The following is a 23,740-nucleotide window of genomic DNA, read 5'->3' on the forward strand; positions in this document are numbered from 1 at the left end:
TCGCTGTTGTATCGCAGCAGTAACGCGGGAACGCTAGTGTCGTGCAGATGACGAACCTTCGCGATCGGATCATCGAAGAACTCGGGGTGAAGCCCTCCATCGACCCACGCGCCGAGATCGACGCGCGGGTGCAGTTTCTCGCCGACTACCTCCGAAGCACTCCCGCGAAGGGATTCGTGCTCGGCATCAGCGGCGGGCAGGACAGCACGCTCGCCGGCAAGCTCTCCCAGCTCGCGGCGGAGAAACTCCGCGCCGAGGGCCACACGGCGGAGTTCGTCGCGGTCCGTCTGCCCTACGGCAAGCAGGCCGACGAGCACGACGCCCTCGTCGCACTGGAATTCATCGGCGCCGACCGCACGCTGGGCGTCGATGTCAAGCCCGGCGCCGACGCGACGGCCTCGGAGGCGGCCCGCGCGCTGTACGGCACCGAGACGCGTCTGCGCGACTTCGTGCGCGGCAACATCAAGGCGCGCGAGCGCATGATGATCCAGTACGCGATCGCCGGCGAACTCGGCCACATCGTCGTCGGCACCGATCACGCCGCCGAGGCGGTGACCGGCTTCTACACCAAGTACGGCGACGGCGGCGTCGACATCACTCCCCTGTCCGGTCTGACGAAGCGGCAGGGGGCGGCGCTGCTGCGCGAGCTCCGGGCGCCCGAGAGCACCTGGGTCAAGATCCCCACCGCCGACCTCGAGGACGACCGCCCCGCGCTGCCCGACGAGGAAGCGCTCGGCATGACCTACAGCGAGATCGACGACTACCTCGAAGGCAAGGACGTCACCGACGACCTCGCCGAGCGGCTCGAGGCGAAGTTCCTCGACACGCGGCACAAGCGCACGATGCCCGTGGCGCCCTCCGATACCTGGTGGCGCAACGGTTAACCACCCGCGAAGGGCGGCAGGACGTCCACTCGGGACCCGGCCGGGCGGCCGAGGTCCCGGGTGAGTTCGCCCGTACCGCCGTCGCCGGGCTCGAGCAGGAAGGCGGCCACCGACAGGACGCGCTCCATGCCGGGTCCGTAGCGGTCGACGAGGACGGCGCGCAGCGCGCCGAGATCGGCGTCCACCGGCAGGTCGATCGTGTCCTTCTCCCGTCCGGCCGCGTCCGCCGCCGCGGCGAAGTACCGCACCTCGATCCCGGTCGTCGCCTCAGCCACCGATAGCTCCCATGCTCCGCTGCGGCGGCGCGAAGTCCGCCGCGTCCATGCCGTGTCCGGCCCACTTGTTCCACATCGCCCCACGCCACACCGCGGCGAGTTCGTCGTCGGTGGCGCCGCCCCGCAGGGCCGCGCGCAGGTCGGTCTCCCGGTCGCTGAACAGGCAGGACCGGACCGTTCCCTCGGCCGTGAGGCGCGTACGGTCGCAGTCGCCGCAGAACGAACGGGTGACCGACGCGATGATCCCGACGGTCGCCGGGCCGCCGTCGACGAGCCAGCGTTCGGCCGGCGCGGACGGATCCTCCCGTTCGGTCTCGGTGAGCGTGAACCGTCGGCCGAGCACGTCGAGCAACTGCTGGGCCGGCACCATCCGCGAACGCGCCCAGGTGTGATCGGCGTCGAGGGGCATCTGCTCGATGAACCGCAGCTCGACGCCCTCGTCCAGGCACCACGCCAAGAGGTCTGCCGCGCCTTCGAGCGTCTCCGGCATCAGGACGGCGTTGACCTTCACCCGTCCGAACCCGGCGGCCACCGCAGCCCGGATACCGTCGAGCACCGAATCGAGCCGGTCGCGGCGCGTGAGCCGCGCGAAGTGCTCGCGGTCGATGGTGTCGAGGGAGATGTTCACCCGGGTCAGTCCGGCGTCCGCCAGCGCCCGTGCACGATGCCGGAGACCGACCGCGTTGGTGGTCAGTGCGATCGGCAGGCCCGGCGTCTGCTCCGCGCATCCGGCGACGATGTCCTCGAGATCGCGGCGCATGAGCGGTTCCCCGCCGGTGAAGCGCACCTCGTGGACACCGAGCCGACCGGTGGCGATGCCTACCAGACGCACGATCTCGGCGCTCGTGAGCAGTTTGTCGCGGGGGATCTCTGGAAGTCCCTCGGCGGGCATGCAGTAGGTGCAGCGCAGCGAGCACTTCTCGGTGAGGGATACCCGCAGGTCGCGGGCGATGCGACCGAAACGGTCGAGAAGCTCGGGCACGTCGGGCCGATCGGACACGTCGTCTGCGCGATCGCGCACGACCGGGATGCCCATGTCCACCGCTGTCATACGACCATCGCTTTCATACAGCCCAGTATGCCTACAACCTATGGTCGTGACACCGCATCGGGACAGACGGGGCACACGCGGCGCATCGTCGACGGTGGGGCACGCCACTCGTGTGCCTAGGATGGCGGCATGACGAGCGGCAGGCGGTCCGTGGAGGAACACGAACAGCACGTGGCGGAGTTGCTCGGCCCGTTGCGGGAGAAGAGCCCGCTGCGGGTGCCGCTCGCCCACGCACTGCACCGCACACTCGCGGAGGACATCGAGTCCCCGCTGGACCTGCCGCCCTTCCGCAACTCCCAGATGGACGGTTACGCCGTACGCGCGCACGACCTCGCGTCCATCCCCACGGATCTGCCCGTGCAGGGAGTAGTAGCCGCGGGCGACACCGTCGCGGTGCTCGAACCGGGTCACGCGCTGAAGATCATGACGGGCGCACCCGTCCCGGACGGCGCCGACGCCGTCGTCCCGGTCGAGGACACCCTCTCCCCCGACCCGGACACCGTCACCGTCGAGCGCAGCGTGACGCCCGGAACCTACGTGCGTGAGGCGGGCACCGACGTCCGCAAGGGCGATCTGCTGCTCCCCGCGGGCACGGTCCTCGCCGCCCGTCACATCGCCGCGCTCGCCGCCGTCGGTCTCACCTCGATCCCTGTCCGTGCACGGCCGCGGGTCGCGATCATCTCGACCGGCAGCGAACTCGTCACGGCCGGGAGCGAACTCGGCCCCGGCCAGATCTTCAATTCCAACGGGCCTGCGCTGGCCGCGAGCGCGACGGCCAACGGCGCAGACGTCGTGACCATCGACCATTGCCACGACGATCCCGAGGAGTTCGTGACGATGCTCCGACACGCCGTGGGTGTCGCCGACGTCGTGTTCACCTCGGGTGGGGTGTCGAAGGGCGACTTCGAGGTCGTGAAGGACACGCTCGGGCCTCGGGGCGGGCAGTTCGTGTCGGTGGCGATGCAGCCGGGCGGACCCCAGGGCACCGCGGTGGTCGACGGTGTCCCGATCCTGACCTTCCCCGGCAATCCCGTCAGCGCCCTCGTCTCGTTCGAGGTGTTCGCGCGACCGGCACTGCGGGCCGCCGCCGGTTATCCGCCCGTCGTGTGCGAGAAACTACCGCTCACCACCGATCTCACGTCGATCCCGGGTCGCCGGCAGTTCCTGCGGGGACGGCTCGACGAGAACGGGGTGACCCCCTTCCGCGGGCACGGGTCGCATCTCGTCGCCGGACTCGCCGCCGCCGACGTGCTTCTCGACATCCCCGCCGACACCACCTCCCTCGAAGCCGGAGACCTCGTGAAAGTACGGATCCTGTGACCGATCTCAGCCACCTGGACAACCAGGGACGTGCCCGCATGGTGGACGTCTCCTCGAAGACCGATACCACCCGGATCGCCGTGGCGGCAGGCGAACTCGTCACCACCCCGGAGGTGATCGCGCTCGTCCGGGCCGACGACATGCCCAAGGCCGACGTCCTGGCGACGGCGCGCATCGCGGGTATCGCCGCGGCGAAACGCACCTGGGAACTCATCCCCCTGTGTCATCAGCTGGCGCTGTCGTCGGTGAAGGTGATGTTCGGTTTCACCGACACCTCGATCACGATCGAGGGCACCGCGAAGACCAAGGGTCCGACCGGAGTCGAGATGGAGGCACTCACCGCGGTCGCCGTCGCGGGCCTGACCCTGCACGACATGGTCAAAGCCGTCGATCCGGCCGCCGTTCTCGACGGCGTGCGATTGATCTCCAAGGAGGGCGGCAAGCGCGGCCACTGGACCCGCGACGACGCTGCCGACCGGGACGGGCAGCCGGTGCCGGAAGAGCAACTGCCGGAACAGTCGGGGCGCTCCGCCACGGTGGTCGTCGCATCGACCGGTGTCGCCGCGGGCACCCGCGAGGATCGCACCGGACCACTCATCCGATCGTGGCTCGTGGACAAGGGATTCGCTGTCCGCGGCCCCCTCGTCCACGCGGACGCCGACATCGCCGCCGGTCTCGCCGACGCGGTCCGTCCGGGCCCGGCCCTCGTCGTCACGACCGGCGGTACCGGAGCTTCGCCCACCGACGCCACCCCCGAAGCGACTCTCGCGCTGCTCGATCGCGAACTGCCCGGTATCGCGGAGTCGATCCGGCAGCGCGGACTCGCGGCCACCCCGCACGCGGTCCTCTCACGGGGGGTCGCCGGTCTCGTGGGCCGCACGGTCGTCGTGAACCTGCCCGGCTCGCCCGGCGGGGTGAAGGACGGTCTCGCCGCTCTCGACCCGATCCTCGACCATCTGTTGGCCCAAGTCGCAGGAGGCGGCGCTCATGAGTGAACTACTGGCCCGGATCTCGTCGGAGCCACTGGATCCCGCGGCGGTGGACGCCGCGGTGGCCGGTGCCGAACACGGTGCCGTGGTGGTCTTCACCGGCGTCGTCCGCAACCACGACGGCGGGCAGTCGGTGACCGCGCTGCAGTACCAGGCACATCCCGATGCCGAAGCCTTCCTGCGGCGGTGCTGCGAGGACGTCGCAGCGACATCGGGACTGCCGGTCGCGGCGGTGCACCGAGTGGGCGATCTCACCATCGGCGATCTCGCGCTGGTCGCGGCCGTGGCCGCCCCACACCGCGCGGAAGCCTTCGCCACCTGCGCCGAACTGGTGGAACGCATCAAATCCGAGGTGCCCATCTGGAAACGTCAGCACTTCACCGCGGGACTGTCGGAGTGGGTGGGCCTGTAGCCACGACGGCGGGCGGCACTCGGCACATGCGGTAGGGTGACATGGTTCGGGTGTCACGACGACACCCACCGTCGTGGGATACCGGCGGCCCGGGATCGTGCCCGGCCCGCACGCACAGATGCAGTACGCACAGATGCACCGGCTTTCCTTGCGGCGATCGCACAGCACCACGGGCACGGCCCGTCGAGTGCACACACGCCGCATCGAAAGGCAGCGCTGTTCCATGACCACATCCTTCTCCGATCTCGGGGTACCCCGCCCGCTCGTCGCCACGCTGAACGACGCCGGGATCACCAGCCCCTTCCCCATCCAGGTGGACACTCTCCCCGACACCCTCGCCGGTCGCGACGTGCTCGGCCGCGGACGCACGGGCAGCGGTAAGACCCTGGCCTTCTCGATCCCGCTCGCCGCTCGTCTCGCCGGCAGGAGCACCCGGGCGGCCGGCCGGCCGCGCGGCCTGATCCTGGCACCCACCCGCGAATTGGCGACCCAGATCGCCGCGGCGATCGAACCGCTCGCGCATTCGTCCGGACTGAAGGTCACCACGATCTTCGGTGGCGTGTCGCAGAAGCGCCAGGTCGAAGCCCTGCGTCGCGGTGTCGACATCGTCATCGCCTGCCCGGGCCGCCTCGAAGATCTCATGCGCCAGAAGTTCGTCGCGCTCGACGACGTCGAGGTCACGGTGCTCGACGAGGCCGACCACATGGCCGACCTCGGATTCTTGCCGGGCGTCACCCGCATCCTGACGGCGACACCGAAAGACGGTCAGCGGCTGCTGTTCTCGGCCACCCTGGACAACGGCGTCGACAAGCTCGTCAAGCGGTTCCTGAAGAACCCGGTCATGCACTCGGTCGACGAGGCCACCTCCCCCGTCGCCGCGATGACCCACCACGTCTTCGATGTCGCGGGCATGGAGGCGAAGAAGGACCTCGTCCGCACCCTCGCGTCGGGTACCGGTCGCCGAATCCTGTTCATGCGCACCAAGCATCAGGCCCGCAAGCTCGCCAAGCAGCTCACCGACTCCGGTATCCCGGCGGTGGACCTGCACGGCAACCTCTCGCAGAACGCCCGCGACCGCAATCTCGCCGCGTTCTCGTCGGGTGAGGCCCGAGTGCTCGTCGCGACGGATGTCGCGGCGCGCGGTGTCCACGTCGACGACGTCGAACTCGTCGTGCACGTCGATCCTCCGGCCGAGCACAAGGCATACCTGCACCGCTCGGGCCGTACCGCCCGCGCCGGCAGCACGGGCGACGTCGTGACCGTCGTGCTGCCCGACCAGCGCAAGGATCTCGCGGCCATCATGCGCAAGGCCGCGATCGACGTCACCCCGGTGAAGGTGACAGCGGACTCCGAGCACGTGCTCGAGCTCGTCGGCGAGATCGCGCCGCATGTTCCGCCGGCTCCGAAGCAGGCTGCCGCGCCGTCGCGTCCGCAGCGCAACGGCGGCGGTCGGCGGACGTCGGCTCCCCGTCAGGGTTCCACCCAGCGCTCCGGTTCGGGGCAGCGCTCCTCCTCGAGCGGACAGCGTTCCGCGGATGGACAGCGCTCCTCGGGAGGACAGCGTGCGACCGGCGGTCAGCGTTCGGCCGGTCAGGGCGCCGCAGCCGCAACCGGTGGCCGCCGCCGCCCCCAGCGCCGCACCTCCGCTGCACGCTGAGTCCGACCGCCCGCGTCAGCGGGGTGTGAACCGGTGTATCGCGTACATCGCGTCCGCGGACACCGGTTCGGTCGGCACACAGCGCCGTAATCGCTCCCGTACGTCGTCGGCGTCGAGATCGGCGCCGATGACGACGAGTTGCGTCCCGTCGGGCACATCGTCCCGTCGGCCCACCGTGTCGAACCGGATGTGGTCGCCCACGGTGTGCACCAGATAGTCGGCGGTGTGCAATCCGGCGGTGACACGCACATATCCCTTGATACGGAACACCCCTGCGGGCTGGTTCTCGAGGAAATCGACCAGCACGCGGGGGTGCAGTGCATCTGCGGCCTCGAAGGTGATCGCGTCGTAGCCCTCGTGCAGATGGGTGTGGTCGTGCTCGTCCTGCTCGTAGAGCAGTTCGTCGAGGGTGAGCTGTTCCCCGGGCCGGGGATCCGGACGCTCCGGGATGTCGAACAACAGCGCCGGGTCGATGCGGCCGTGGTCGGTGGAGACGACCGCCGCGCGGGAATTGAGCCGGCACAGGCGGGTCAGCAGATCGTCGTGAGCGTCACCGTCGATGCGGTCGGTCTTGTTGACCAGCACCAGATCTGCGAGAGCGACGTGTTGTTCGAGTTCGGGATGCTGCGCTGCGGTCGCGGCGAACTCCACCGCGTCGACGACGAGCACGAGGCCGCCGTAGGTGACGTATTCGTTCTCCGAGCCGGCGACGAGCCGGATCATGTTGCGGGGCTCGGCGAGTCCGCTGGCCTCGACGACGATGACGTCGAGATCGGACGAGCGGTGGGCGAGCTTGTCGAGCATCGCGTCCATGTCGCTGACATCGACTGCGCAGCACAGGCATCCGTTGCTGAGCGAAACCATCGAGTCGACCTGCCCGGCGACCATCATGGAATCGATGTTGACCGAGCCGAAGTCGTTGACGATCACGCCGATCCGCGCACCGCGGGTATTACGCAGAAGGTGGTTGAGCAGCGTCGTCTTCCCCGCGCCGAGAAATCCGGCCACCACGATCACCGGGATCTGCTTCTTCGCCATGAAGGTGAGACTAGCGGTGTGCGCGTGCGCGGTTCCGGTAGCCGCCGCTACCGGAACCGCGCACCGGCGGCATCAGCTGCCGCGCTTGATCCACTCCTCGAGATGCGGCGACTCGGTACCGATGGTGGTGCCGTCGCCGTGACCGGTGTGGACCGTGGTCTCCGCGGGCAGGACGAAGAGCTTGTCGCGGATCGACCCGATGATGGTCGGGAAGTCCGAGAACGAGCGGCCCGTCGCGCCCGGCCCGCCGGAGAACAGGGTGTCGCCGCTGAACAGCTCACCCGCCTCCGGCAGGTACAGGCAGGTCGAGCCCGGTGAGTGACCCGGTGTGGCGATCGCCTGGATGTCGGTGCCGGCAACCCGGATCCGCTCCCCGTCCTCGAGCGTGCCGTGTGCGACACCCGGATGGGTCATCTCCCACAGCATGTCGTCGGCCGGGCTGAGCAGGATCGGCGCGTCGAGCTTCTCCGACAGTTCGGGCGCCACCGTGATGTGGTCGTTGTGGGCGTGCGTGCATACGATCGCCACGACCTTCCGCCCACCGACGGCGTCGATGATCGGCTGCGCGGTGTGCGCGGCATCGATGACGACCACCTCGGAGTCGTCGCCGACGAGCCAGATGTTGTTGTCGACCTCCCATTCGCCGCCGTCGAGCTCGAAGGTGCCCGAGGTGACGACGCGGTCGACGCGGATCGGAGAGGTGCTCACAGGACCACCACCGAACGCAGCACCTCACCGCGGTGCATCGTCTCGAAGGCCTTCTCGACGTCGTCGATGCCGATGCGCTCGGTGACGAACTTCTCGAGCGGCAGACGCCCCTGCTGGTAGAGGTCGACGTAGGTCGGGAAGTCGCGCTCGGGCAGGCAGTCGCCGTACCACGAGCTCTTGAGCGAGCCGCCGTGCGAGAAGAAGTCGATCAGCGGCATCTCGAGGGTCATGTCCGGGGTGGGCACACCCACGAGGACGACGGTGCCGGCGAGATCGCGGGCATAGAAGGCCTGCTTGTAGGTCTCCGGACGGCCCACGGCCTCGATGACGACGTCGGCACCGAAACCGCCCGTCAGTTCCTTGATCGCCTCGACCGCGTCGACCGAGGTGGAGTTGACGGTGTGGGTGGCGCCGAGATCGGTGGCCCACTCGAGCTTCTTGTCGTCGCGGTCGACGGCGATGATCGTGCCTGCGCCCGCCAGACGCGCCCCCATGATCGCGGCGTCGCCGACACCGCCACAGCCGATGACCGCGACGGACTGGCCACGCGACACTCCGCCGGTGTTGACGGCGGCGCCGAGACCGGCCATGACACCGCAACCGAGCAGGCCCACGACGGCCGGATCGGCACTCGGGTCGACCTTGGTGCACTGGCCGGCGTGCACGAGGGTCTTGTCGGCGAACGCGCCGATGCCCAGCGCCGGGGTGAGCTCGGTGCCGTCCTCGAGCGTCATCTTCTGCGTGGCGTTGAAGGTGTCGAAGCAGTACTGCGGCTGACCGCGCTTGCACGCGCGACACTGTCCGCACACCGCGCGCCAGTTCAGGACGACGAAGTCGCCCACGGCGACGGAGTCGACACCCTCACCGATGGACTCGACGACACCGGCGGCCTCGTGGCCGAGCAGGAACGGGAACTCGTCGTTGATGCCACCCTCGCGGTAGTGCAGATCCGTGTGGCACACCCCGCACGCGGCGATCGCGACGACGACCTCACCGGGTCCGGGATCGGGGATCACGATGGGCACGACCTCCACAGGCGCTCCCTTCGAGCGAGCGACGACTCCGCGGACTGTTTGCGACATGGTGTCTCCGTTTCGTGATGCGACCGGCTGTGTCCGGTGATTCCGACTTCCGGTGATTCCGACCCTAGCCACTCCCGCGACGCTCTGCTCCTGATCGTTCGACGGGTCCGACCCCGCCGAACGGCCAGGAGGCCATCCGACTTCCCCATTGCCCGATTGGCGTATTTCCCTCGGATTCCGCGTCCGGTGCTCACAGAAGTGTTCACCGCCGCCACCTCGGAAAAGCCGTCTCCATGTAACGCTCCGACCGGCCTTCACGAAATCCGTTACGACCCGTCGCACTTCGGCGGACCGGCAATTCCTCGGTGAGAAACGGATTGGTAGAGGCCCATGGCACTTCGAAAGTCGCTGTCGCGTCGGAGAATTCTCGCCGGCGTCTTCGCTCCCACCGCACTCGGAGTCGTGGCAGCGGCCGCGATCGTGCTACCCCAGCAGGACACCCCCACCGTGGCCGACCCGTATCTCGCCGGCCTCGCGAAGACCACCGAATGTCACGACATGGTCAGCCTGGGCATCGGCGGTCGCGGCGACATCCCTCGCGACGAGTCGAAGATGCTCGTCGACGAGAACGGCAAAAGGCTTCCTGCCGGCCAGCAGGGCGCCTACAACAGTATGTGGGTGGATCCGGTGATCAACGCCCCGATGGGAGAGCACGCGAACGGCGAGGGCTACGCGGCCATCTACATCGAGTACCCGGCCGACCTCGCCAGCTACGAGAACGCGGTGGACAAGGGCGCCGAGAACACCATCGAGGTCATGAAGGCCATCCGGCGGTCCTGCCCCGACACCCAGTTCGCCATCGTCGGCTTCAGTGAGGGCGCCGACGTCGCGCGCCGCGCCGCGATGCAGATCGGTGCGCAGGAGAAGGGCGAGGACGGTTCCTGGGACATCATCGATCCCGACGCCGTCAGCGGCGTCGTCATCCTCTCCGACGCCGGCCGCAAGGAAGGCGAAGGATTCTTCCCGGGTTCGCAGAACGGCACGAACCCCGACGGCTTCGACCGTCCGTACCAGCCGGGTGCAGATCCCGTCCCCGGCCGCGGAGTGCTTCCCGGTACCAGCGGCGACTTCGGCAAGCTCGCCGGCAAGGTTGCGTCGTTCTGCTCCGAGGGCGACTTCACCTGTTCGGCACCCGAGAACATCGCGCTGATCGAACTGCTCGCGAACGTGGGCCGTCAGGTCAACGGTGATGCGCTCGAGCGCGAGGGTCTCACCCCCGCGACGGGCGCCGACCTGGCCCAGGTCATGGGCAGGGTCGCGCTGCTCGCCCTCGCCGACATCTCGGCGAACCCGGACTGGATGCGTTCGGACGAGACCTTCCTCGAGGTGCTGATCAAGGTCTCCGACCCCAGCTACGACCCCGCCACCGCACGCCCCACCACGCCTGTGGCCTCCGACGCCACCGGCGAGAGCGGTGCCGAGGCCCCGATCCCCGCGGAGCGTCTGTCGAACCTCGCGTACCTGCCGGAGAAGATCGTCAAGGAGGTCGTCGGGTTCATCAGGAGCAACCAGAACACCCTCGCGGTGGTGCTCGCCGACCCCTACGACCAGACCTTCGGCTACAACGAGGAGACCCGGGACCACTACGGTCACCACTTCGACTACTGGGACGACGACATCGACGGTAAGGGCACGTCCACCGTCGAGTACGCCGCCGCATGGCTCGAGCACCTGGCCAAGGAGGCCAAGGACGGCAAGAAGGTCGACCCGAAGAAGGTCGACCAGGCCGCAGTCCTCCTGATCGCCGAGGAGACGGCGAAGGCCGAGACGGCCGAGGCGTCCACGACACCGGAAATCTCGCCGTCCGCGACCGAGACCGACGGTGCGGCGGTCGTCGACAGCAGCGTGCCCGCCTCCGTCGACGGCGTACCGGCACCCGCAGGCGATCCCGCCGCGCCGGTGGCCCCGCTCGCACCCGAAGCCGGTGCGCCGGCAGCCACGCCCACCCCGGTGACCACCACGGCCCCGGCCCCGGCACCGGCACCGTCGGAGAGCACGACCCCGGCGACGGGTGAGACCACCACGGGAGCCGGGGAGACCACCTCCTCCGGAACGCCGACGACGACCGTCGCTCCGACGACGACGTCGATCCGGCCGGCTGCCTGACCCACCTCGGGTAGTCGACGACGACCGAGCACTCGGCGTCAGCCCGCGGCGCGGACCCCGGCCTCTGCACCGAGAGCCGCGGCCTCACCGCGAGTGCTGACGCCGAGCTTTCGTAGTACCCCCGCCACGTGGAATTTCACCGTCGACTCGCTCACGCCGAGACGTTCGGCGATGACGCGGTTGCGGCGTCCCGCCACCAGATGCTCGAGCACCTCGATCTCGCGCGGCGCGAGGGCGGCGAGCGCATCGAGCGTCTGCCCGTCCGTCGCAGCGACCGGCAGGTCGAGCGGGAAGCTCACCGCGAGCCGCGTCCCCCAGCCGGGAGTCGATTCGGATTCGATACTTCCGCCCAGGGTTTCGACGCGATCACGGAGCTGACGTTCGAGTTCGGCGACCTCGATCTCGCCGGTGCCGTCGTCGCGCACGTCCACCAGCAGAGTCGAGTTGTCGCAACTCCACGCGACCCGGACCCGTGTCACGTCGGTCTGCCCCGACATCGCCAGCACCGCACCCCGGGCGATCGCGCGGGCCGCATGCGCCACCTCGCCCGGCAGTCCCCGTCCACCCACCTGCGGGGCGACCATCTGCAGGTCGAGCCGACGGTGGCGCACCAGCTCGCGCAGTTCGCCGTGCAGTCGGGCGAACGCGGTGGTCAGCGCCTCCTCCGCGAGTTCGCGGTGCAGGTCCACCGCCGACCGCAGACCGATCAGCGCCTCGGTCGCCGTCTCCCGCGCCGTGGTCCGGGCGCGGGTGTCGTCGAGATCCTTCGACCGCAGGGTCGCGAGGATCGTCTCGAGGGTCACGGCGTGCGACTCGGTGAGTTCGGCGACGGTGCGGGCCCGCTCGGCCGAAGCGGCCCTCGATTCCGCAAGATATGCCGGGCTCGCGGTGTGCACCTGGAGCCGGATCCCGGTGGCGACCACGCCGAACGCCGCTCGCACGAGTTCGAGCGCCGAGGCGGTCGCCCGCGCGCCACGCGGCACGAACAGCAACAGCGTGTCCGTACTGTCGAGGATCGCGCACACCTCGCGATCGCGCCCCGCGACGCGGAAGCTGCCGCGACGGATCTCCCCCACGGTGAGTTCGCTCCGCACCCGGTCGAGTTCGGCGATGGTCACCCGGTCGACGATCGACGGGTCACCGGCCACCTTCCGTGGTCTGCCCGTGCATTCCCTCGTGAAGATCACCATGGCGCTGTGCGGAGCGAGGTCGGCGACGTAGGTGGAGAAGCGCTGTGCGATCTCCGCGAGCGGACCGGTGAGGACGTCGCGCAACTCGGCGATCAGGACCTCGGGACGACGGGCGGTGGGACTCACGTGCCCACGATATCGGCGCCCGTGTACTGCGCACTTGCGCCCCTCGGGGTTCGAGCGGCGGTAAGATGTGCGACACCCGGCAACGCGCCCGTCGGCACCGGGCGGCGTCGATCCTCGTCCGCGGGAGGTGCTGCGAACAGTGGCGGACCGCCGAGCGGCAACGGGAAGCGCGACCGCGGTCGGCGGCCGCGACGGGTTCCCGGCGACCGTGCCGGGTCTGCTGCTCGACCGGGTGTCCCGCTCCCCCGATTCCGTCGCCTACCTGCGTCCCGACGGGGAACGGTGGCGCCCGTCCACATGGTCGGAGGTACGACGGGAGGTCGTCGAGCTCGCGGCGGGCTTGATCGCTCGCGGTGTCGAACCCGGGATGCGCGTCGCGATCTGCGCGACCACCTGTTACCGGTCCGTCGTCGCCGACCTCGCCGTGGCGTGCGCGGCCGGTGTCTCCGTGCCGATCTATCCGGCGACACGCGACGACGAGGCGCGGGACCAGATCCGCCGCGCACATGCCGTGCTGGCGATCGCCGATCGACCGGTGCTCGAGACCTCCCTGCAGCGACTCGACCGTCTCGACGAGCTCGCCGCCGAAGGGCGCAGTCTGTTGCACACCACGCCCGACGCCGTCGGGCGACGGATCGCGGCGCTGTCACCGGACGATCCGGCCGCGCTGATCTACACCGCGTGCGAGGACGGCCGCACCAAAGGCGCGTGCCTGACCCATCGGAGCACGACCTACGGTGCCCGAGCCGTCGCGCAGACCGGGATGATCTCGTCCTCCGACCGCCAACTGCTGTGGCTTCCGCTCGCGCACGTGTTCGGCCGGTCGCTCCTGCTCATGGCGATGCACGCGGGCGTGAGCACCGCCGTCGACGGCCGCGCCGACCGGGTCACCGCGAATCTGCGAACGGTCCGTCCGACCTTCCTCGGCTCGGTCCCGCACGTCCTCGAGAAGATCGCCCGGCTCGAGCGGGACGAGCTCGGAGGCCGGTTGCGCTTCGTCATCTCCGGTTCCGCGCGGCTGTCCGATGCGATCGCCGAGCGGCTCGAACGGCTCGGTGTGCCGGTGCTCGAGGGGTACGGGATCACGGAGACGTCCGGGCCCTCGTGTGTGAACCTGCTGGGCTCGCACCGTCCCGGCACCGTCGGCCGGCCACTGCGTGGCACCGAGGTTCGGGTCGCAGACACCGGCGAACTCCTCATCCGTAGTCCCGGGGTGATGACCGGGTACCACGACGATCCGACGGAGACCGCTGCCGCACTCGACGCCGACGGCTGGTTCCACACGGGCGACCTCGCCGAGATCGACGCCGACGGCTTCGTCACCGTCACCGGCCACCGCAAGGACACGTTCAAGACCAGCACCGGCAAGTACGTCGGGCCGACCGCGCTCGCCGTCCGCTGGCGGCGGGTCTGCCCCGGCAGCGAACTCGTCGTGGCCGGGGAGATGCGCCCCTACTGTGTCGGCCTCGTGTTCACCACGGCACCGGAGTCGGTCGTCGCGGCCGCGCTGGAGCAGCTCAACGCCCGATCGGACCCGTGGGAACGCATCCGCCGGTTCACTACGGTGAGCACACCTCCGGACGCGGACGATCTCGACCCGGCCGGGCGCCCGATCCGCGATCGCGTGCTCGCCCGGTACGCCCGTCTCGTCGACGAGCTGTACGCGAACGGTCGCCGTGCGGGTCAGGACGGGTCGAGGCAACCGAAGGCCGTCTGAAGTAAGGTTCGCCTAAGAGCTGGTCGCCGCATGCCGGAAGGCCCGGTCGTCCCGCCGTCCACGATCCCCGGTCCAGGAGAACGCACACATGGCTCGTAGCCTTCGCCCCATCGAGGTCTTCCCGATCACCACGCGGTACCTGACGGTGCTCCGCGTGACGGACGTGAGCCCCGGGATGCGGCGGGTGACCCTCGGAGGCGAACAGTTGCAGGCCCACGTCGCACCGAACGGATATCCGGTCGAGGCGTTCCGGTCGGACGGTGTGGACGACGAGTTCAAGTTGATGTTCAAGCATCCCGACCTCGACGAGGCCCTCGGCCCTACCCAGGCCGACGGCGTGGTGAACTGGCCGCGCGATCCGAAGCTGCTCATGCGCACCTACACCGTCCGGCGCTGGGATCCGGTCGCCGGCGAGATCGACGTGGACTTCGTGCGCCACGGCGTGGGTCCCGCGTCGAGCTGGTCGTACCGCGCGGAGCCCGGTGAGACGATCCAGATCGCCGGACCGAAGTCGTCGGCAGGACACCCGCAGGGCGTGGACTGGACGCTCGTGGCGGGCGACGAGACGGCGCTGCCGGCCATCGGGCGCTGGCTCGAGAACTGGCCGGCCGGAGCACGTGGTCAGGTCTTCGTCGAGATCGCCGACGACACCCACCGTCAGGATCTGCCCGTCCCCGACGGGGTGGAGCTGACCTGGCTCGGCCGCGACGGCGCCGAACCGGGCACGACGACGCTGTTGTTCGATGCCGTCACGAACGCCGAGTGGTGGGACGGGAAGGTCTTCGCGTGGGTGGCCGGTGAGGCTCTCACGCTCACCCCGATCCGGCGGTGGCTGCGCAACGAGAAGGGCCTTCCCAAGGAACAGGTGGAGGTCACCGGATACTGGCGGCGCCAGGAGGTCGCGGTATCGGAGGCCGACGCCTCCCTGCCCGATTTCGAGGCGACCGAGGACGAGCGCGACCGCTTCGACGAATTGGCCGAGATCGCACCGGGTTTCGCACTGCGGGTCGCGGCGACCCTCGGCCTGGCGGCAGCCTTCGACGCCTCGCCGCGCACCGTCGACGAACTCGCCGTCAAGACGGGGGCGGACCGCACCGGCCTGGGCAGGCTGCTGCGCTATCTCGTCGCCCTCGGGGTGGCCGAGGACCTCGGCGAGGGCCGGTTCCGGCTCACCGGCGTCGGCCGCGAACTCGAGGACGACCACCACATCGAGGAACTCCGCCTCGACGGCGTGCACGCGCAGCGGGAACTGGCGGGCATGCTCGCGCTGCTCGCCGCCGTCCGTACGGGCCACGGGGACGACGCTGAGCGGTTCGGGAAGAGCTTCGCGCAGCGCGTCGCGGACGACATCGCTCTGTCGGCGGACCGGTACGAGCAGGAAGCGGAGATGGCGGCGTACTTCGCCGGCGCCCTCGTCGCGAAGGTGCCCACCGACGTCTCGACCATGGTGATCGCCGGTGAGGCGGCGGGTTCCTACGCCCACGCCTTCGTCACGGCGAACCCGTCGGCACGAGCGACCGTGGTGGCCGCGCCGTCGGAGATCGAGGTGCTGCGCCGCGTCCACGGCGAGCACGAGCGGGTCGCGTACGCGCCGGGCAGCATGCTCGAGGCCCGACCCGAACCGGTCGACGCGGTGCTGCTGACCGGGCGGCTGAACGAACTGCCCGACGCCGATGCCGGGCACGTGCTGCAGCAGGCGGCGGCCGGACTGAACCCGGGCGGCCGGATCCTCGTCTTCGGCAACGTGCTCGACGAGAACGCCGGTGAACACGACTACGAGGACGACCTCGTCGACTTCGCGCTCAGCGGTGGTGGGGGTCGTACGCACGAGGACCACGTGGCGCTGTTCGAGGCGGCCGGCCTCGCGGAACCCGAGCGCACGACGGTGGGATGGGGAATGACGTTGTACACGTCCGCCGGCTCGACGCACTGAGATCGTGCTTCGCGGTGGCCTCGCGATCGACGGGGCCGCCGCAGAGCTGCAAGAAGAGCCGCTGCGAGGAGAGCCGCGGGGAGGATAATGTCCGAGGGGTGGAGCTAAGGGGACTCGAACCCCTGACCCCCACACTGCCAGTGTGGTGCGCTACCAGCTGCGCCATAGCCCCTTGCACGGCCCTGACGGGGACCGCCACCGAAGACTACAGGCGAGAGCGTGAACTCTCGCCTGTAGCGATCTTGTGGAGCTAAGGGGACTCGAACCCCTGACCCCCACACTGCCAGTGTGGTGCGCTACCAGCTGCGCCATAGCCCCGTATTCGGTTGTACCGTTGCGCTCCGGTGACTCCTTCGCGCTGACAGAAAACTACACCATCGCGCTCGACGCCAACAAATCGCCTGGTAGACGGCGCGATGGTGACGGGAGCACGTGCCCGACGCGCTCCCGTCACCGTGCGATCTATCCGACGAGTTCGGTCACCCAGTTCTCGTTGCCGAGGGCGTCGACGACGGTTCCCTCGTACACGACGGCCGGGGTCCCGGCCGCTCCGGTCGTCGCGAGCAGCTGACGTCCCGCCTCCGCGTCGGCCGAGGCCTCCTCGACCCGGGTGCCGTCGGTGATGCACTGTGCGACGTCCTCGGAGGCACCGGCGTCGCGGGCCATCTGCGCGAGACCCGCGTTGTCGATGTCGCCCTTGCCACCCTCGGCCGGTTGGTTGTCGGGCGACAGCACGGCGTTGTGGAATGCGGAGAACGCGCGGGCATCCCCGCTCTCGGCGACACACTGCGCCGCAGCCACCACCCGGGTCGAGTAGTCGCCGCTGCTCGACGCCCGGTCGAGGAAGGCGAGCATCCGGTACCGGACCGCCAGCTGCCCGTCGTCGATCGCCTGGGCGAGCTCCTGCGAATGCTTGTGTTCGAGTTCGGCGCAGTACGGGCACATCGGGTCCTCGAACAGGTCGACGGTCCGCGGGGCGTCGGGGCGGCCCAGCAGGATCGCACCGTCGTCCTCGATCGACACCTCCACCGCGGCGTTCTGCACGGAGCCGTAGTCGTCGTTGCGGGGACCGCTGCCACCCGAGGACCACAGCACACCGCCGACGACGAGCACACCGATCACCAGGATGGCGATGCCGCCGAGAATGTAGGTGAACCTGTTCGATGTCTGCTCCGGTGTGTACTTGCCGGATGGGACCTTCTTCGCGCTCACGGATTCTGCCCTCTACTGCTCGTCGGTGGGGAAGGACGATCTCACTCTGCCATCGACGGCTGAGTGGCCGCTGAGAGGGACATCCGCGAACCCGGACCGAGCGCGAACCAGGTGCGCGGTCGGACGATCAGCCACATCGACATCGCCAGAAAGCCGACATCCCGGGCAATCTCGATGGCGTAGTCGCGGCCGTCGACACCCTCGACCACGCCCCCTCCCCCGAAACAGCCACAGTCGATCGACAGACCACGCGCCCACGCCGAGGCGATCGCGGCGACGAGCGCGACCAACCCGAGTGCGCTGAGGAGCGCTGCGGGGCGGGTCGCCGATCCCACCAGCAGGACCAGCCCGAGGACCAGTTCGAGCACGGGAAAGACCGCGGCGAACGGCCGCACCCAGTCGGTGGGCAGAATGTGGTACGCCCGAACCGCGACGACGGTTTGTGTCGGGTCCGAGAACTTCACCCAACCGGAGACGAGCCACACCGCTGCCAGACCGAATCGGGCGAGCGTGGAGACGAGACCGACCCACATGCCGGCGACAGTACCCGGCAGTCGACTCACCGCGCTGTGTCGCCGGTCACCGGTGCCGCCTGCTCGGCGACGCGGGTGCGCCCGGCCAGGAACCACGGCAGGGTTGCCGCGAGCATGATCACACCCGTGACCGCGAAGGCCGTCGAGTACGACACCCGGTCCGCGAGGAAACCGGCCGCGATCGGACCGATCACCGCGCCGACGTCGGCGACCATCTGGAATGCGGCGAGCACAGGCCCGCCCCGGGCCTTGCTGCCCACGACGTCGGCGACCGCCGCCTGCTGCGAGGGGTTCGACAGTCCCGAGCCCATGCCCGCCACGAACGAGGTGATGAGGAACCACACGACGCTCTCGGTGAATCCCATCGCGATCGTGCTGACCCCGCACACCAGCAGACCGGCCAGGACGAAGGGGCGCCGCCCGAACCGGTCGGACAGCTTGCCGGACTTGATGAGGACGAGTGCGTTGCCCACTGCGAACGCCGTCAGCGCGACACCCGCGAAGGCCTCCCCTTCGTCGAGGGCCTCGACGACGAACAGCGGCACCATCGCGACGCGGACCCCGAACACCACCCAGCCGTTGGCGAAGTTCGATCCGAGGGCCGCGCGGTAGACGGGCGAGCGCAGCGCGTCGCGCAGGCGCATGACGGGCACGCCGTCCCCCTTGTCGGGACGGGCGAGATCCGACGAGCGCAGGCTGATCCCCACGACCGAGGCCGCCACGAGCAGCGCCACGGCGTAGATCAGGAAGGGTGCGCGCAGACCCAGCCCGATCAGCGCACCACCGACGAGCGGGCCGAGAATGTTGCCCATGAGGAAGCTCGTCGCGTACAGGCCCGAGACACGGCCGCGGGCGTCGGCGGGCGCGATCCGCACGAGCAGCCCGAGCGCCGACACGGTGAACATCGTCGACCCGATACCGCCGAGGGCCCGGAAGACGAGCAGCTGCCAGTAACTCGCGGCGAACGCGCACGCCCCCGTCGACAGGGCGACGATGAGCAGGCCCGTGATGTAGACGGGCCGCTCCCCCAGCTTCTGCACCAGCGAACCGCTCGCGGGTGCGAACAGCAGTCGCATCGCCGCGAACGACGACACGACGACGGTCGCCGCCGTGACACCGACGTCGAAGCTGCGCGCGAATTGCGGCAGCGCGGGAGCCACGAGACCGAAGCCGAGCGCGATGACGAAACTCGCGACGACCAGAACCCAGATTTCACGCGGCAACGCCGCGTCACGTGTCCGCATGATGCCCACGATGTTAGCGAGGCGCACGACCTCGCCGGGGCGCGGTGGCGGCCGCGCTCAGGACAGGACGGACGAGACGAGTTCGCGCGCCGCCTGCTGGACCTCGGCGAGATGGTCGGGGCCCCGGAACGATTCGGCGTAGATCTTGTACACGTCCTCGGTGCCGGAGGGACGGGCGGCGAACCACGCGTTCTCGGTGGTCACCTTCAGGCCACCGAGCGCGGCGCCGTTGCCGGGTGCCGCGGTGAGCGTCGCGGTGATCGGTTCGCCGGCGAGTTCGGTGGCACCGACCTGCTCGGGCGACAACTTCGACAGCACCGCCTTCTGCTCCCGCGTCGCAGGGGCGTCCACGCGCGCGTAAGCGGGGTCGCCGTACCGGTCGACGAGTTCGGCGTAGTACCGGGACGGGCTCTTCTCCGTCACCGCGGTGATCTCCGCCGCGAGCAGCGCGAGCACGATGCCGTCCTTGTCGGTGGTCCACACCGAGCCGTCTCGCCGGAGGAAGGAGGCACCGGCACTCTCCTCCCCACCGAAGCCCAGCGAACCGTCGCTCAGGCCGGGCACGAACCATTTGAAGCCCACGGGCACCTCGAGCAGGTCGCGGCCCACTCCGGCGGCGACCCGGTCGATCATCGACGAACTCACCAGCGTCTTGCCCACCTTGCTCGACTCCGCCCAGCCCGGCCGGTTGCGGAACAGGTAGTCGATCGCGACGGCGAGGTAGTGGTTCGGGTTGAGCAGACCAGCGTCGGGGGTCACGATGCCGTGCCGGTCGGCGTCGGCGTCGTTGCCGGTCGCGAGGTCGAAGGCCTCCCGGTTGCCGATCAGCGACGCCATCGCATTCGGGGACGAGCAGTCCATCCGGATCTTGCCGTCGGTGTCGAGTGTCATGAACCGCCAGGTGGCGTCGACGAGCGGATTGACGACGGTGAGGTCGAGCGCGTGCCGTTCGGCGATCTCGCCCCAGTAGTCGACGCTCGCACCGCCCATCGGGTCCGCACCGATCCGTATCCCTGCGGCACGGACGACGTCGAGGTCGACGATGTTCGGCAGGTCGTCGATGTAGGCGGCGAGGAAGTCGTGCCGTCCGGCGGAGGCGAGGGCGGAGGCGAGCGGCACCCGCTTCACCCCGTCGAGTCCGGCGGCGAGCAGTTCGTTGGCGCGGGCGGCGATGGTCGAGGTCGCATCGCTGTCGGCGGGTCCACCGGACGGCGGGTTGTACTTGAAGCCGCCGTCGCGCGGCGGATTGTGCGAGGGGGTGACCACGATGCCGTCGGCACGGGCCCCGGATCCGGCGTTGTGCTGCAGGATCGCGTGACTGACCGCGGGAGTCGGGGTGTAGCGGTCGCGGGAGTCGACCACCACCTCGACACCGTTCGCGACGAGCACTTCGAGTGCGCTCGCCCAGGCCGGTTCGGACAGCGCGTGTGTGTCGCGGCCGAGGAACAGCGGGCCCGAGGTGCCCTGCTGCGCGCGGTACTCGACGATGGCCTGGGTGGTCGCGAGGATGTGGTGTTCGTTGAAGGCACCGTCGAGGCTCGAGCCGCGGTGACCGGAGGTGCCGAATGCCACCTGCTGGGAGACGTTCTCGGGATCGGGCTGCACGGTGTAGTAGGCGGTGACCAGATGTGCGAGGTCCTCGAGATCCGCTGCCGTGGCCGGCTGTCCCGCTCGTTCGTGCGCCATGTGTTCTCCTCGTCGATGGTGGTGCCCTCATCTTGCCCGCCGGTCCAGCGGTATGTGCGGGATGAGTACCCGGATCCGGGCGTCGACACGGCTGGTCGCCGCAAAGGTCACTACTCCGTAGAGACCAAAGTTTCCGACCCCAGAGTCATATTGTTAGCTCACGATATAATCGACTACTTTCACCGAGTGGAATGAAGGCCATGCCGGGGAGGACATCCTTCGTTTCGCTCCGCTGTCCCGGCATCGTCTCCGATGTCCTCCGGGCCGACAGCGCGACCGTGCCCGTCGCCGAGAAACTCACACCCGAGTCTCGGCGGCGGGCATTGCCGTTCTCCGCGCCGATCCGTTGACCTCCAGTCCGGGATCCCGAAACGACGAAACCCGGGTAGGTGATCGAGTGTCGATCTCCTACCCGGGCCGTTGGTGGAGCTGCCGGGAATCGAACCCGTTTCGGGTGTTTCTCCTACCAGGCGGTAGGCAGATATTCGCAGCTCACGCCAGTTTTCAGAGTCGACCAGAGTCGATGAGAACAGCCTAGATCTAGGCGGATTGTGGGCAATTTGTGGGCACGCCACGGGCAGCGCCACCGATTCACACCCCCCTCAGCGCCTCCACTCGAAATGACCTGACGACCGCTGTCGCCGATTCCATTCGCTCTTCCCCGGAGGAATCCTTACCAATGAAACGCGTCCACAGCACCGACGCATACCTCACCATCGGCATCGCCGCACTCGCGTTCCTTCTCTCGTACACCAAGCTCGTCGACCTCGCGTTGCGTGCCGGCTACGGCGAGTACGCCGCCCACATGTGGCCACTCGACGTCGACGGGCTCATGATCGTTGCCACTCGCGGCGTTCTCCAACTGAGCGGGCCACGTCGCTACGCCTGGACCCTCCTCGGGGCTGGCACCGGAGTGTCGATGATCGCCGCCGTCGGAAGCCAACTCTTTCCGCCGGGCCCACTCCCCCCGCTCGCGGCCGCAGCAGTCTCGGTGGTGCCACCCCTGTGCCTCCTCGTCGCACCGCACCTCGCAGTGCAACTGTCGCGGAACGTCCAGGTGCAACCCGAAGACGAGGAGGTCGCACCCGTCGAGGTCGAGACCGCAGAGATAGTTACCCCTCCCGTCGCACCCGAGCGCACGGTCGACGAAGCTCAAGATCGCAGAGCTCGGGCACTCGAACTCCTCGCCACGACAGACATGTCCCTACGCGCTGTCGCCAAAGAAGTCGCAGTCACCGACACATCGGTCCGTCGATGGCTGAAGGCCTCAATACCAAGGGCATGTAACAAAAAAACCAACCGACCGGATAGTCGACTGGAGACATGCGGCGTGACCGCCGCCATGTCTGGCGCCTCGACAGTAGACACTTGGAACGGACCCGCTCATGACCAACCCTTACGATCAGCCGAATCCCGTCCCTGCGCAGAAGAAGCGCAAGAAGTGGCCCTGGATTCTCGGTGCGATCATTCTCGTCATCATCATCGCTGCGGTTGCAGGCGGAGGCGGGGACGAAACCGAGAACACCGCGACGACGCCGTCCAGCGCCCCCGCAGGGGCACCGGCAGCGGCACCGGCTGAGAATGGCGACACCTCAACGATCCCGCCGCTCACTGCTGCACCGCAGACCGGCGAGGGCAAGACCATCGTCTACGAGGTCATCAGCGACAGTGGCACCCTGAACAGTGTCACGTGGTTCGACGAGAACTCTGCGATGCAGCAGGACACCAGCGTCCCGGCCCCGTGGTCCTTGACAGTGAACAACCGGTCGAGTTTCGTCACCGCCGGCGTCACCGCGCAAACCGACGGCACCTCGGTGACGTGCCGAGTGATCGTCGACGGCGAGGTCGAAGCAGAAGAGACCGCGACCGGCCAGTACGCCGTCGTGAACTGCACCGCACCGGTCTTCTGACCTGTTACTGCGATACGGCCAAACGCCCCACTCCCATGCGTGGAGTGGGGCGTTTTCGTGTCACGACCATTGCACCCCGAACCAGACATCCCCTACATGCGGGGGGCTTTCGATCACCTCGTCGCATTCGCGGCACCTGTACGTGCGGTGGCCGGTGACGCCGGGAGCGCAGGTGCAGGGGGTCCATCCGACGACGACGCAGTTCGGTCCGAGGCGGTGCCCGTTCGGGCAGGTTTTCGGGGCGCGCTTGTAGGAGGCCACGCGGAAAGCTTCGCACGTATGTTCGACTCAAGTTAAAGTTCGGAGTGCGGGTGGTGGGGTTTCGGCCCGGGAAGCACTACCCGCATTCCTTCCCCAGGAATGACGAGATCGCCAGCTCGCAATGAGGAATTATCTTTGGCGTGGGAGCATCCCCGGTCGAGTCGCGACAGTCATGCGACTGGCGTTGCCACACCACTCAGCGCTGCGCCGTCCCATTCGTAACGTTCAGTCTCGCTCTCCCGATTGTGCAGAAGGTAGGGCCTTAAATTTGCCATGAAATGACGGCGGGAAGTGGGTGGCGGTGACCGCAGAAGCGGTGGTTATGAACAAGTCGGCAGTCGCACTGGCAGCTGACAGTGCGGTCACTATCTCAGGCGGAAGACGGGGGGTGAAGACATATGAAACC

Annotated in this window: 19 protein-coding genes, 2 tRNA genes and 1 pseudogene; 10 read left to right on the forward strand and 12 right to left on the reverse strand. The window is 68.8% G+C overall.

From position 1 onward, the window contains the following. The first annotated feature begins 47 nt into the window (after positions 1-47). Positions 48-884: an ammonia-dependent NAD(+) synthetase gene (nadE, locus tag A8G18_RS18755; RefSeq protein WP_064065050.1), complete on the forward strand. Its 837-nt coding sequence runs from the start codon at positions 48-50 to the stop codon at positions 882-884. On the opposite strand, the gene A8G18_RS18760 is transcribed toward nadE, so the two are convergent. Both A8G18_RS18760 and moaA read right to left on the reverse strand, forming a co-directional pair. Then, positions 881-1,159 carry a MoaD/ThiS family protein gene (locus A8G18_RS18760; protein WP_064065051.1) on the reverse strand — a complete coding sequence of 93 codons (279 nt, stop codon included), beginning with the start codon at positions 1,157-1,159 and terminating at the stop codon, positions 881-883. The genes nadE and A8G18_RS18760 overlap by 4 nt on opposite strands. Next, positions 1,152-2,210, reverse strand: a complete 1,059-nt coding sequence (gene moaA / locus A8G18_RS18765; protein ID WP_064065052.1) for a GTP 3',8-cyclase MoaA — start codon at positions 2,208-2,210, stop codon at positions 1,152-1,154. Before moaA ends, A8G18_RS18760 begins: the two co-directional genes overlap by 8 nt. A 129-nt stretch (positions 2,211-2,339) precedes the next feature. On the opposite strand from moaA, the gene A8G18_RS18770 reads away from it, so the two are divergent. The 4 genes from A8G18_RS18770 to A8G18_RS18785 all read left to right on the forward strand — a co-directional run bounded on the left by A8G18_RS18770 (position 2,340) and on the right by A8G18_RS18785 (position 6,588). Beyond that, positions 2,340-3,530 (forward strand): molybdopterin molybdotransferase MoeA, encoded by a 1,191-nt coding sequence (locus A8G18_RS18770; RefSeq protein ID WP_064065053.1) that lies wholly within the window; start codon positions 2,340-2,342, stop codon positions 3,528-3,530. After that, positions 3,527-4,525, forward strand: coding sequence for a bifunctional molybdenum cofactor biosynthesis protein MoaC/MoaB (gene moaCB, locus A8G18_RS18775; RefSeq protein ID WP_064065054.1), 999 nt, complete (start codon positions 3,527-3,529; stop codon positions 4,523-4,525). Before A8G18_RS18770 ends, moaCB begins: the two co-directional genes overlap by 4 nt. Continuing rightward, positions 4,518-4,931, forward strand: a complete 414-nt coding sequence (locus A8G18_RS18780; RefSeq protein ID WP_064065055.1) for a molybdenum cofactor biosynthesis protein MoaE — start codon at positions 4,518-4,520, stop codon at positions 4,929-4,931. Before moaCB ends, A8G18_RS18780 begins: the two co-directional genes overlap by 8 nt. 223 nt (positions 4,932-5,154) lie before the next feature. Further along, a complete protein-coding gene (locus A8G18_RS18785) occupies positions 5,155-6,588 on the forward strand; it encodes a DEAD/DEAH box helicase (protein ID WP_064065056.1) in 1,434 nt (477 codons plus the stop codon). Positions 6,589-6,603: 15 nt separating this feature from the next. Here A8G18_RS18785 and A8G18_RS18790 read toward each other — a convergent pair whose 3' ends face one another. The 3 genes from A8G18_RS18790 to A8G18_RS18800 form a co-directional block, all read right to left on the reverse strand. Further along, positions 6,604-7,626: a CobW family GTP-binding protein gene (locus A8G18_RS18790; protein WP_064065057.1), complete on the reverse strand. Its 1,023-nt coding sequence runs from the start codon at positions 7,624-7,626 to the stop codon at positions 6,604-6,606. 72 nt (positions 7,627-7,698) lie between these two features. After that, complete coding sequence (locus A8G18_RS18795) at positions 7,699-8,334, reverse strand: MBL fold metallo-hydrolase (RefSeq protein ID WP_064065058.1); 636 nt, start codon at positions 8,332-8,334, stop codon at positions 7,699-7,701. Further along, complete coding sequence (locus A8G18_RS18800) at positions 8,331-9,416, reverse strand: S-(hydroxymethyl)mycothiol dehydrogenase (protein WP_064065059.1); 1,086 nt, start codon at positions 9,414-9,416, stop codon at positions 8,331-8,333. The genes A8G18_RS18795 and A8G18_RS18800 overlap by 4 nt, the downstream gene beginning before the upstream one ends. 330 nt (positions 9,417-9,746) lie before the next feature. Here A8G18_RS18800 and A8G18_RS18805 point away from each other — a divergent pair, with 330 nt between their 5' ends. Beyond that, entirely contained in the window at positions 9,747-11,522 is a 1,776-nt protein-coding gene (locus tag A8G18_RS18805) for a cutinase family protein (protein ID WP_064065060.1), read from the forward strand. A gap of 38 nt (positions 11,523-11,560) precedes the next feature. Here A8G18_RS18805 and A8G18_RS18810 read toward each other — a convergent pair whose 3' ends face one another. Then, on the reverse strand, positions 11,561-12,838 hold the full coding sequence (locus A8G18_RS18810; RefSeq protein WP_064065061.1) for a LuxR C-terminal-related transcriptional regulator: 1,278 nt from the start codon (positions 12,836-12,838) through the stop codon (positions 11,561-11,563). Between the two features lie 139 nt (positions 12,839-12,977). On the opposite strand from A8G18_RS18810, the gene A8G18_RS18815 reads away from it, so the two are divergent. Beyond that, positions 12,978-14,555: an AMP-dependent synthetase/ligase gene (locus tag A8G18_RS18815; RefSeq protein ID WP_064065062.1), complete on the forward strand. Its 1,578-nt coding sequence runs from the start codon at positions 12,978-12,980 to the stop codon at positions 14,553-14,555. 88 nt (positions 14,556-14,643) lie between these two features. After that, positions 14,644-16,488: a siderophore-interacting protein gene (locus A8G18_RS18820; protein WP_064065063.1), complete on the forward strand. Its 1,845-nt coding sequence runs from the start codon at positions 14,644-14,646 to the stop codon at positions 16,486-16,488. Between the two features lie 99 nt (positions 16,489-16,587). Here the strand turns inward: A8G18_RS18820 and A8G18_RS18825 are convergent. The 6 genes from A8G18_RS18825 to pgm form a co-directional block, all read right to left on the reverse strand. Next, positions 16,588-16,660, reverse strand: a tRNA-Ala gene (locus A8G18_RS18825). Positions 16,661-16,733: 73 nt separating this feature from the next. Further along, a tRNA-Ala gene (locus A8G18_RS18830) sits at positions 16,734-16,806 on the reverse strand. A 144-nt stretch (positions 16,807-16,950) separates the two neighbouring features. Continuing rightward, complete coding sequence (locus A8G18_RS18835; protein WP_064065064.1) at positions 16,951-17,700, reverse strand: DsbA family protein; 750 nt, start codon at positions 17,698-17,700, stop codon at positions 16,951-16,953. A 41-nt stretch (positions 17,701-17,741) separates the two neighbouring features. Beyond that, positions 17,742-18,233, reverse strand: a complete 492-nt coding sequence (locus tag A8G18_RS18840; protein WP_064065065.1) for a MauE/DoxX family redox-associated membrane protein — start codon at positions 18,231-18,233, stop codon at positions 17,742-17,744. A gap of 26 nt (positions 18,234-18,259) precedes the next feature. Beyond that, positions 18,260-19,477: an MFS transporter gene (locus A8G18_RS18845; RefSeq protein WP_064065072.1), complete on the reverse strand. Its 1,218-nt coding sequence runs from the start codon at positions 19,475-19,477 to the stop codon at positions 18,260-18,262. Positions 19,478-19,534: 57 nt separating this feature from the next. After that, a complete protein-coding gene (pgm, locus tag A8G18_RS18850; protein ID WP_064065066.1) occupies positions 19,535-21,163 on the reverse strand; it encodes a phosphoglucomutase (alpha-D-glucose-1,6-bisphosphate-dependent) in 1,629 nt (542 codons plus the stop codon). A 679-nt stretch (positions 21,164-21,842) separates the two neighbouring features. Between pgm and A8G18_RS23460 the strand changes: the two are divergent. Both A8G18_RS23460 and A8G18_RS18860 read left to right on the forward strand, forming a co-directional pair. Continuing rightward, positions 21,843-22,151, forward strand: a pseudogene (locus A8G18_RS23460) (DUF2637 domain-containing protein); the annotation flags it as partial. Positions 22,152-22,548: 397 nt separating this feature from the next. Continuing rightward, on the forward strand, positions 22,549-23,073 hold the full coding sequence (locus A8G18_RS18860) for an MmpS family transport accessory protein (RefSeq protein WP_064065068.1): 525 nt from the start codon (positions 22,549-22,551) through the stop codon (positions 23,071-23,073). Positions 23,074-23,740 lie beyond the last annotated feature (667 nt).

Source organism: Rhodococcus gordoniae (assembly GCF_001646655.1).
GTDB classification, from domain to species: Bacteria; Actinomycetota; Actinomycetes; order Mycobacteriales; family Mycobacteriaceae; genus Rhodococcus; species Rhodococcus gordoniae.

What these genes read in the sequence shown, in the direction of transcription:
- A8G18_RS18785 (WP_064065056.1), top strand. Translation starts at nt 5,155, where the DNA reads ATGACCACATCCTTCTCCGATCTCGGGGTACCCCGCCCGCTCGTCGCC.
- moaA (WP_064065052.1), bottom strand. Translation starts at nt 2,210, where the DNA reads ATGACAGCGGTGGACATGGGCATCCCGGTCGTGCGCGATCGCGCAGAC.
- A8G18_RS18800 (WP_064065059.1), bottom strand. Translation starts at nt 9,416, where the DNA reads ATGTCGCAAACAGTCCGCGGAGTCGTCGCTCGCTCGAAGGGAGCGCCT.
- nadE (WP_064065050.1), top strand. Translation starts at nt 48, where the DNA reads ATGACGAACCTTCGCGATCGGATCATCGAAGAACTCGGGGTGAAGCCC.
- A8G18_RS18820 (WP_064065063.1), top strand. Translation starts at nt 14,644, where the DNA reads ATGGCTCGTAGCCTTCGCCCCATCGAGGTCTTCCCGATCACCACGCGG.
- A8G18_RS18805 (WP_064065060.1), top strand. Translation starts at nt 9,747, where the DNA reads ATGGCACTTCGAAAGTCGCTGTCGCGTCGGAGAATTCTCGCCGGCGTC.
- A8G18_RS18840 (WP_064065065.1), bottom strand. Translation starts at nt 18,233, where the DNA reads ATGTGGGTCGGTCTCGTCTCCACGCTCGCCCGATTCGGTCTGGCAGCG.
- A8G18_RS18845 (WP_064065072.1), bottom strand. Translation starts at nt 19,477, where the DNA reads ATGCGGACACGTGACGCGGCGTTGCCGCGTGAAATCTGGGTTCTGGTC.
- A8G18_RS18790 (WP_064065057.1), bottom strand. Translation starts at nt 7,626, where the DNA reads ATGGCGAAGAAGCAGATCCCGGTGATCGTGGTGGCCGGATTTCTCGGC.
- A8G18_RS18780 (WP_064065055.1), top strand. Translation starts at nt 4,518, where the DNA reads ATGAGTGAACTACTGGCCCGGATCTCGTCGGAGCCACTGGATCCCGCG.
- pgm (WP_064065066.1), bottom strand. Translation starts at nt 21,163, where the DNA reads ATGGCGCACGAACGAGCGGGACAGCCGGCCACGGCAGCGGATCTCGAG.
- A8G18_RS18770 (WP_064065053.1), top strand. Translation starts at nt 2,340, where the DNA reads ATGACGAGCGGCAGGCGGTCCGTGGAGGAACACGAACAGCACGTGGCG.
- A8G18_RS18860 (WP_064065068.1), top strand. Translation starts at nt 22,549, where the DNA reads ATGACCAACCCTTACGATCAGCCGAATCCCGTCCCTGCGCAGAAGAAG.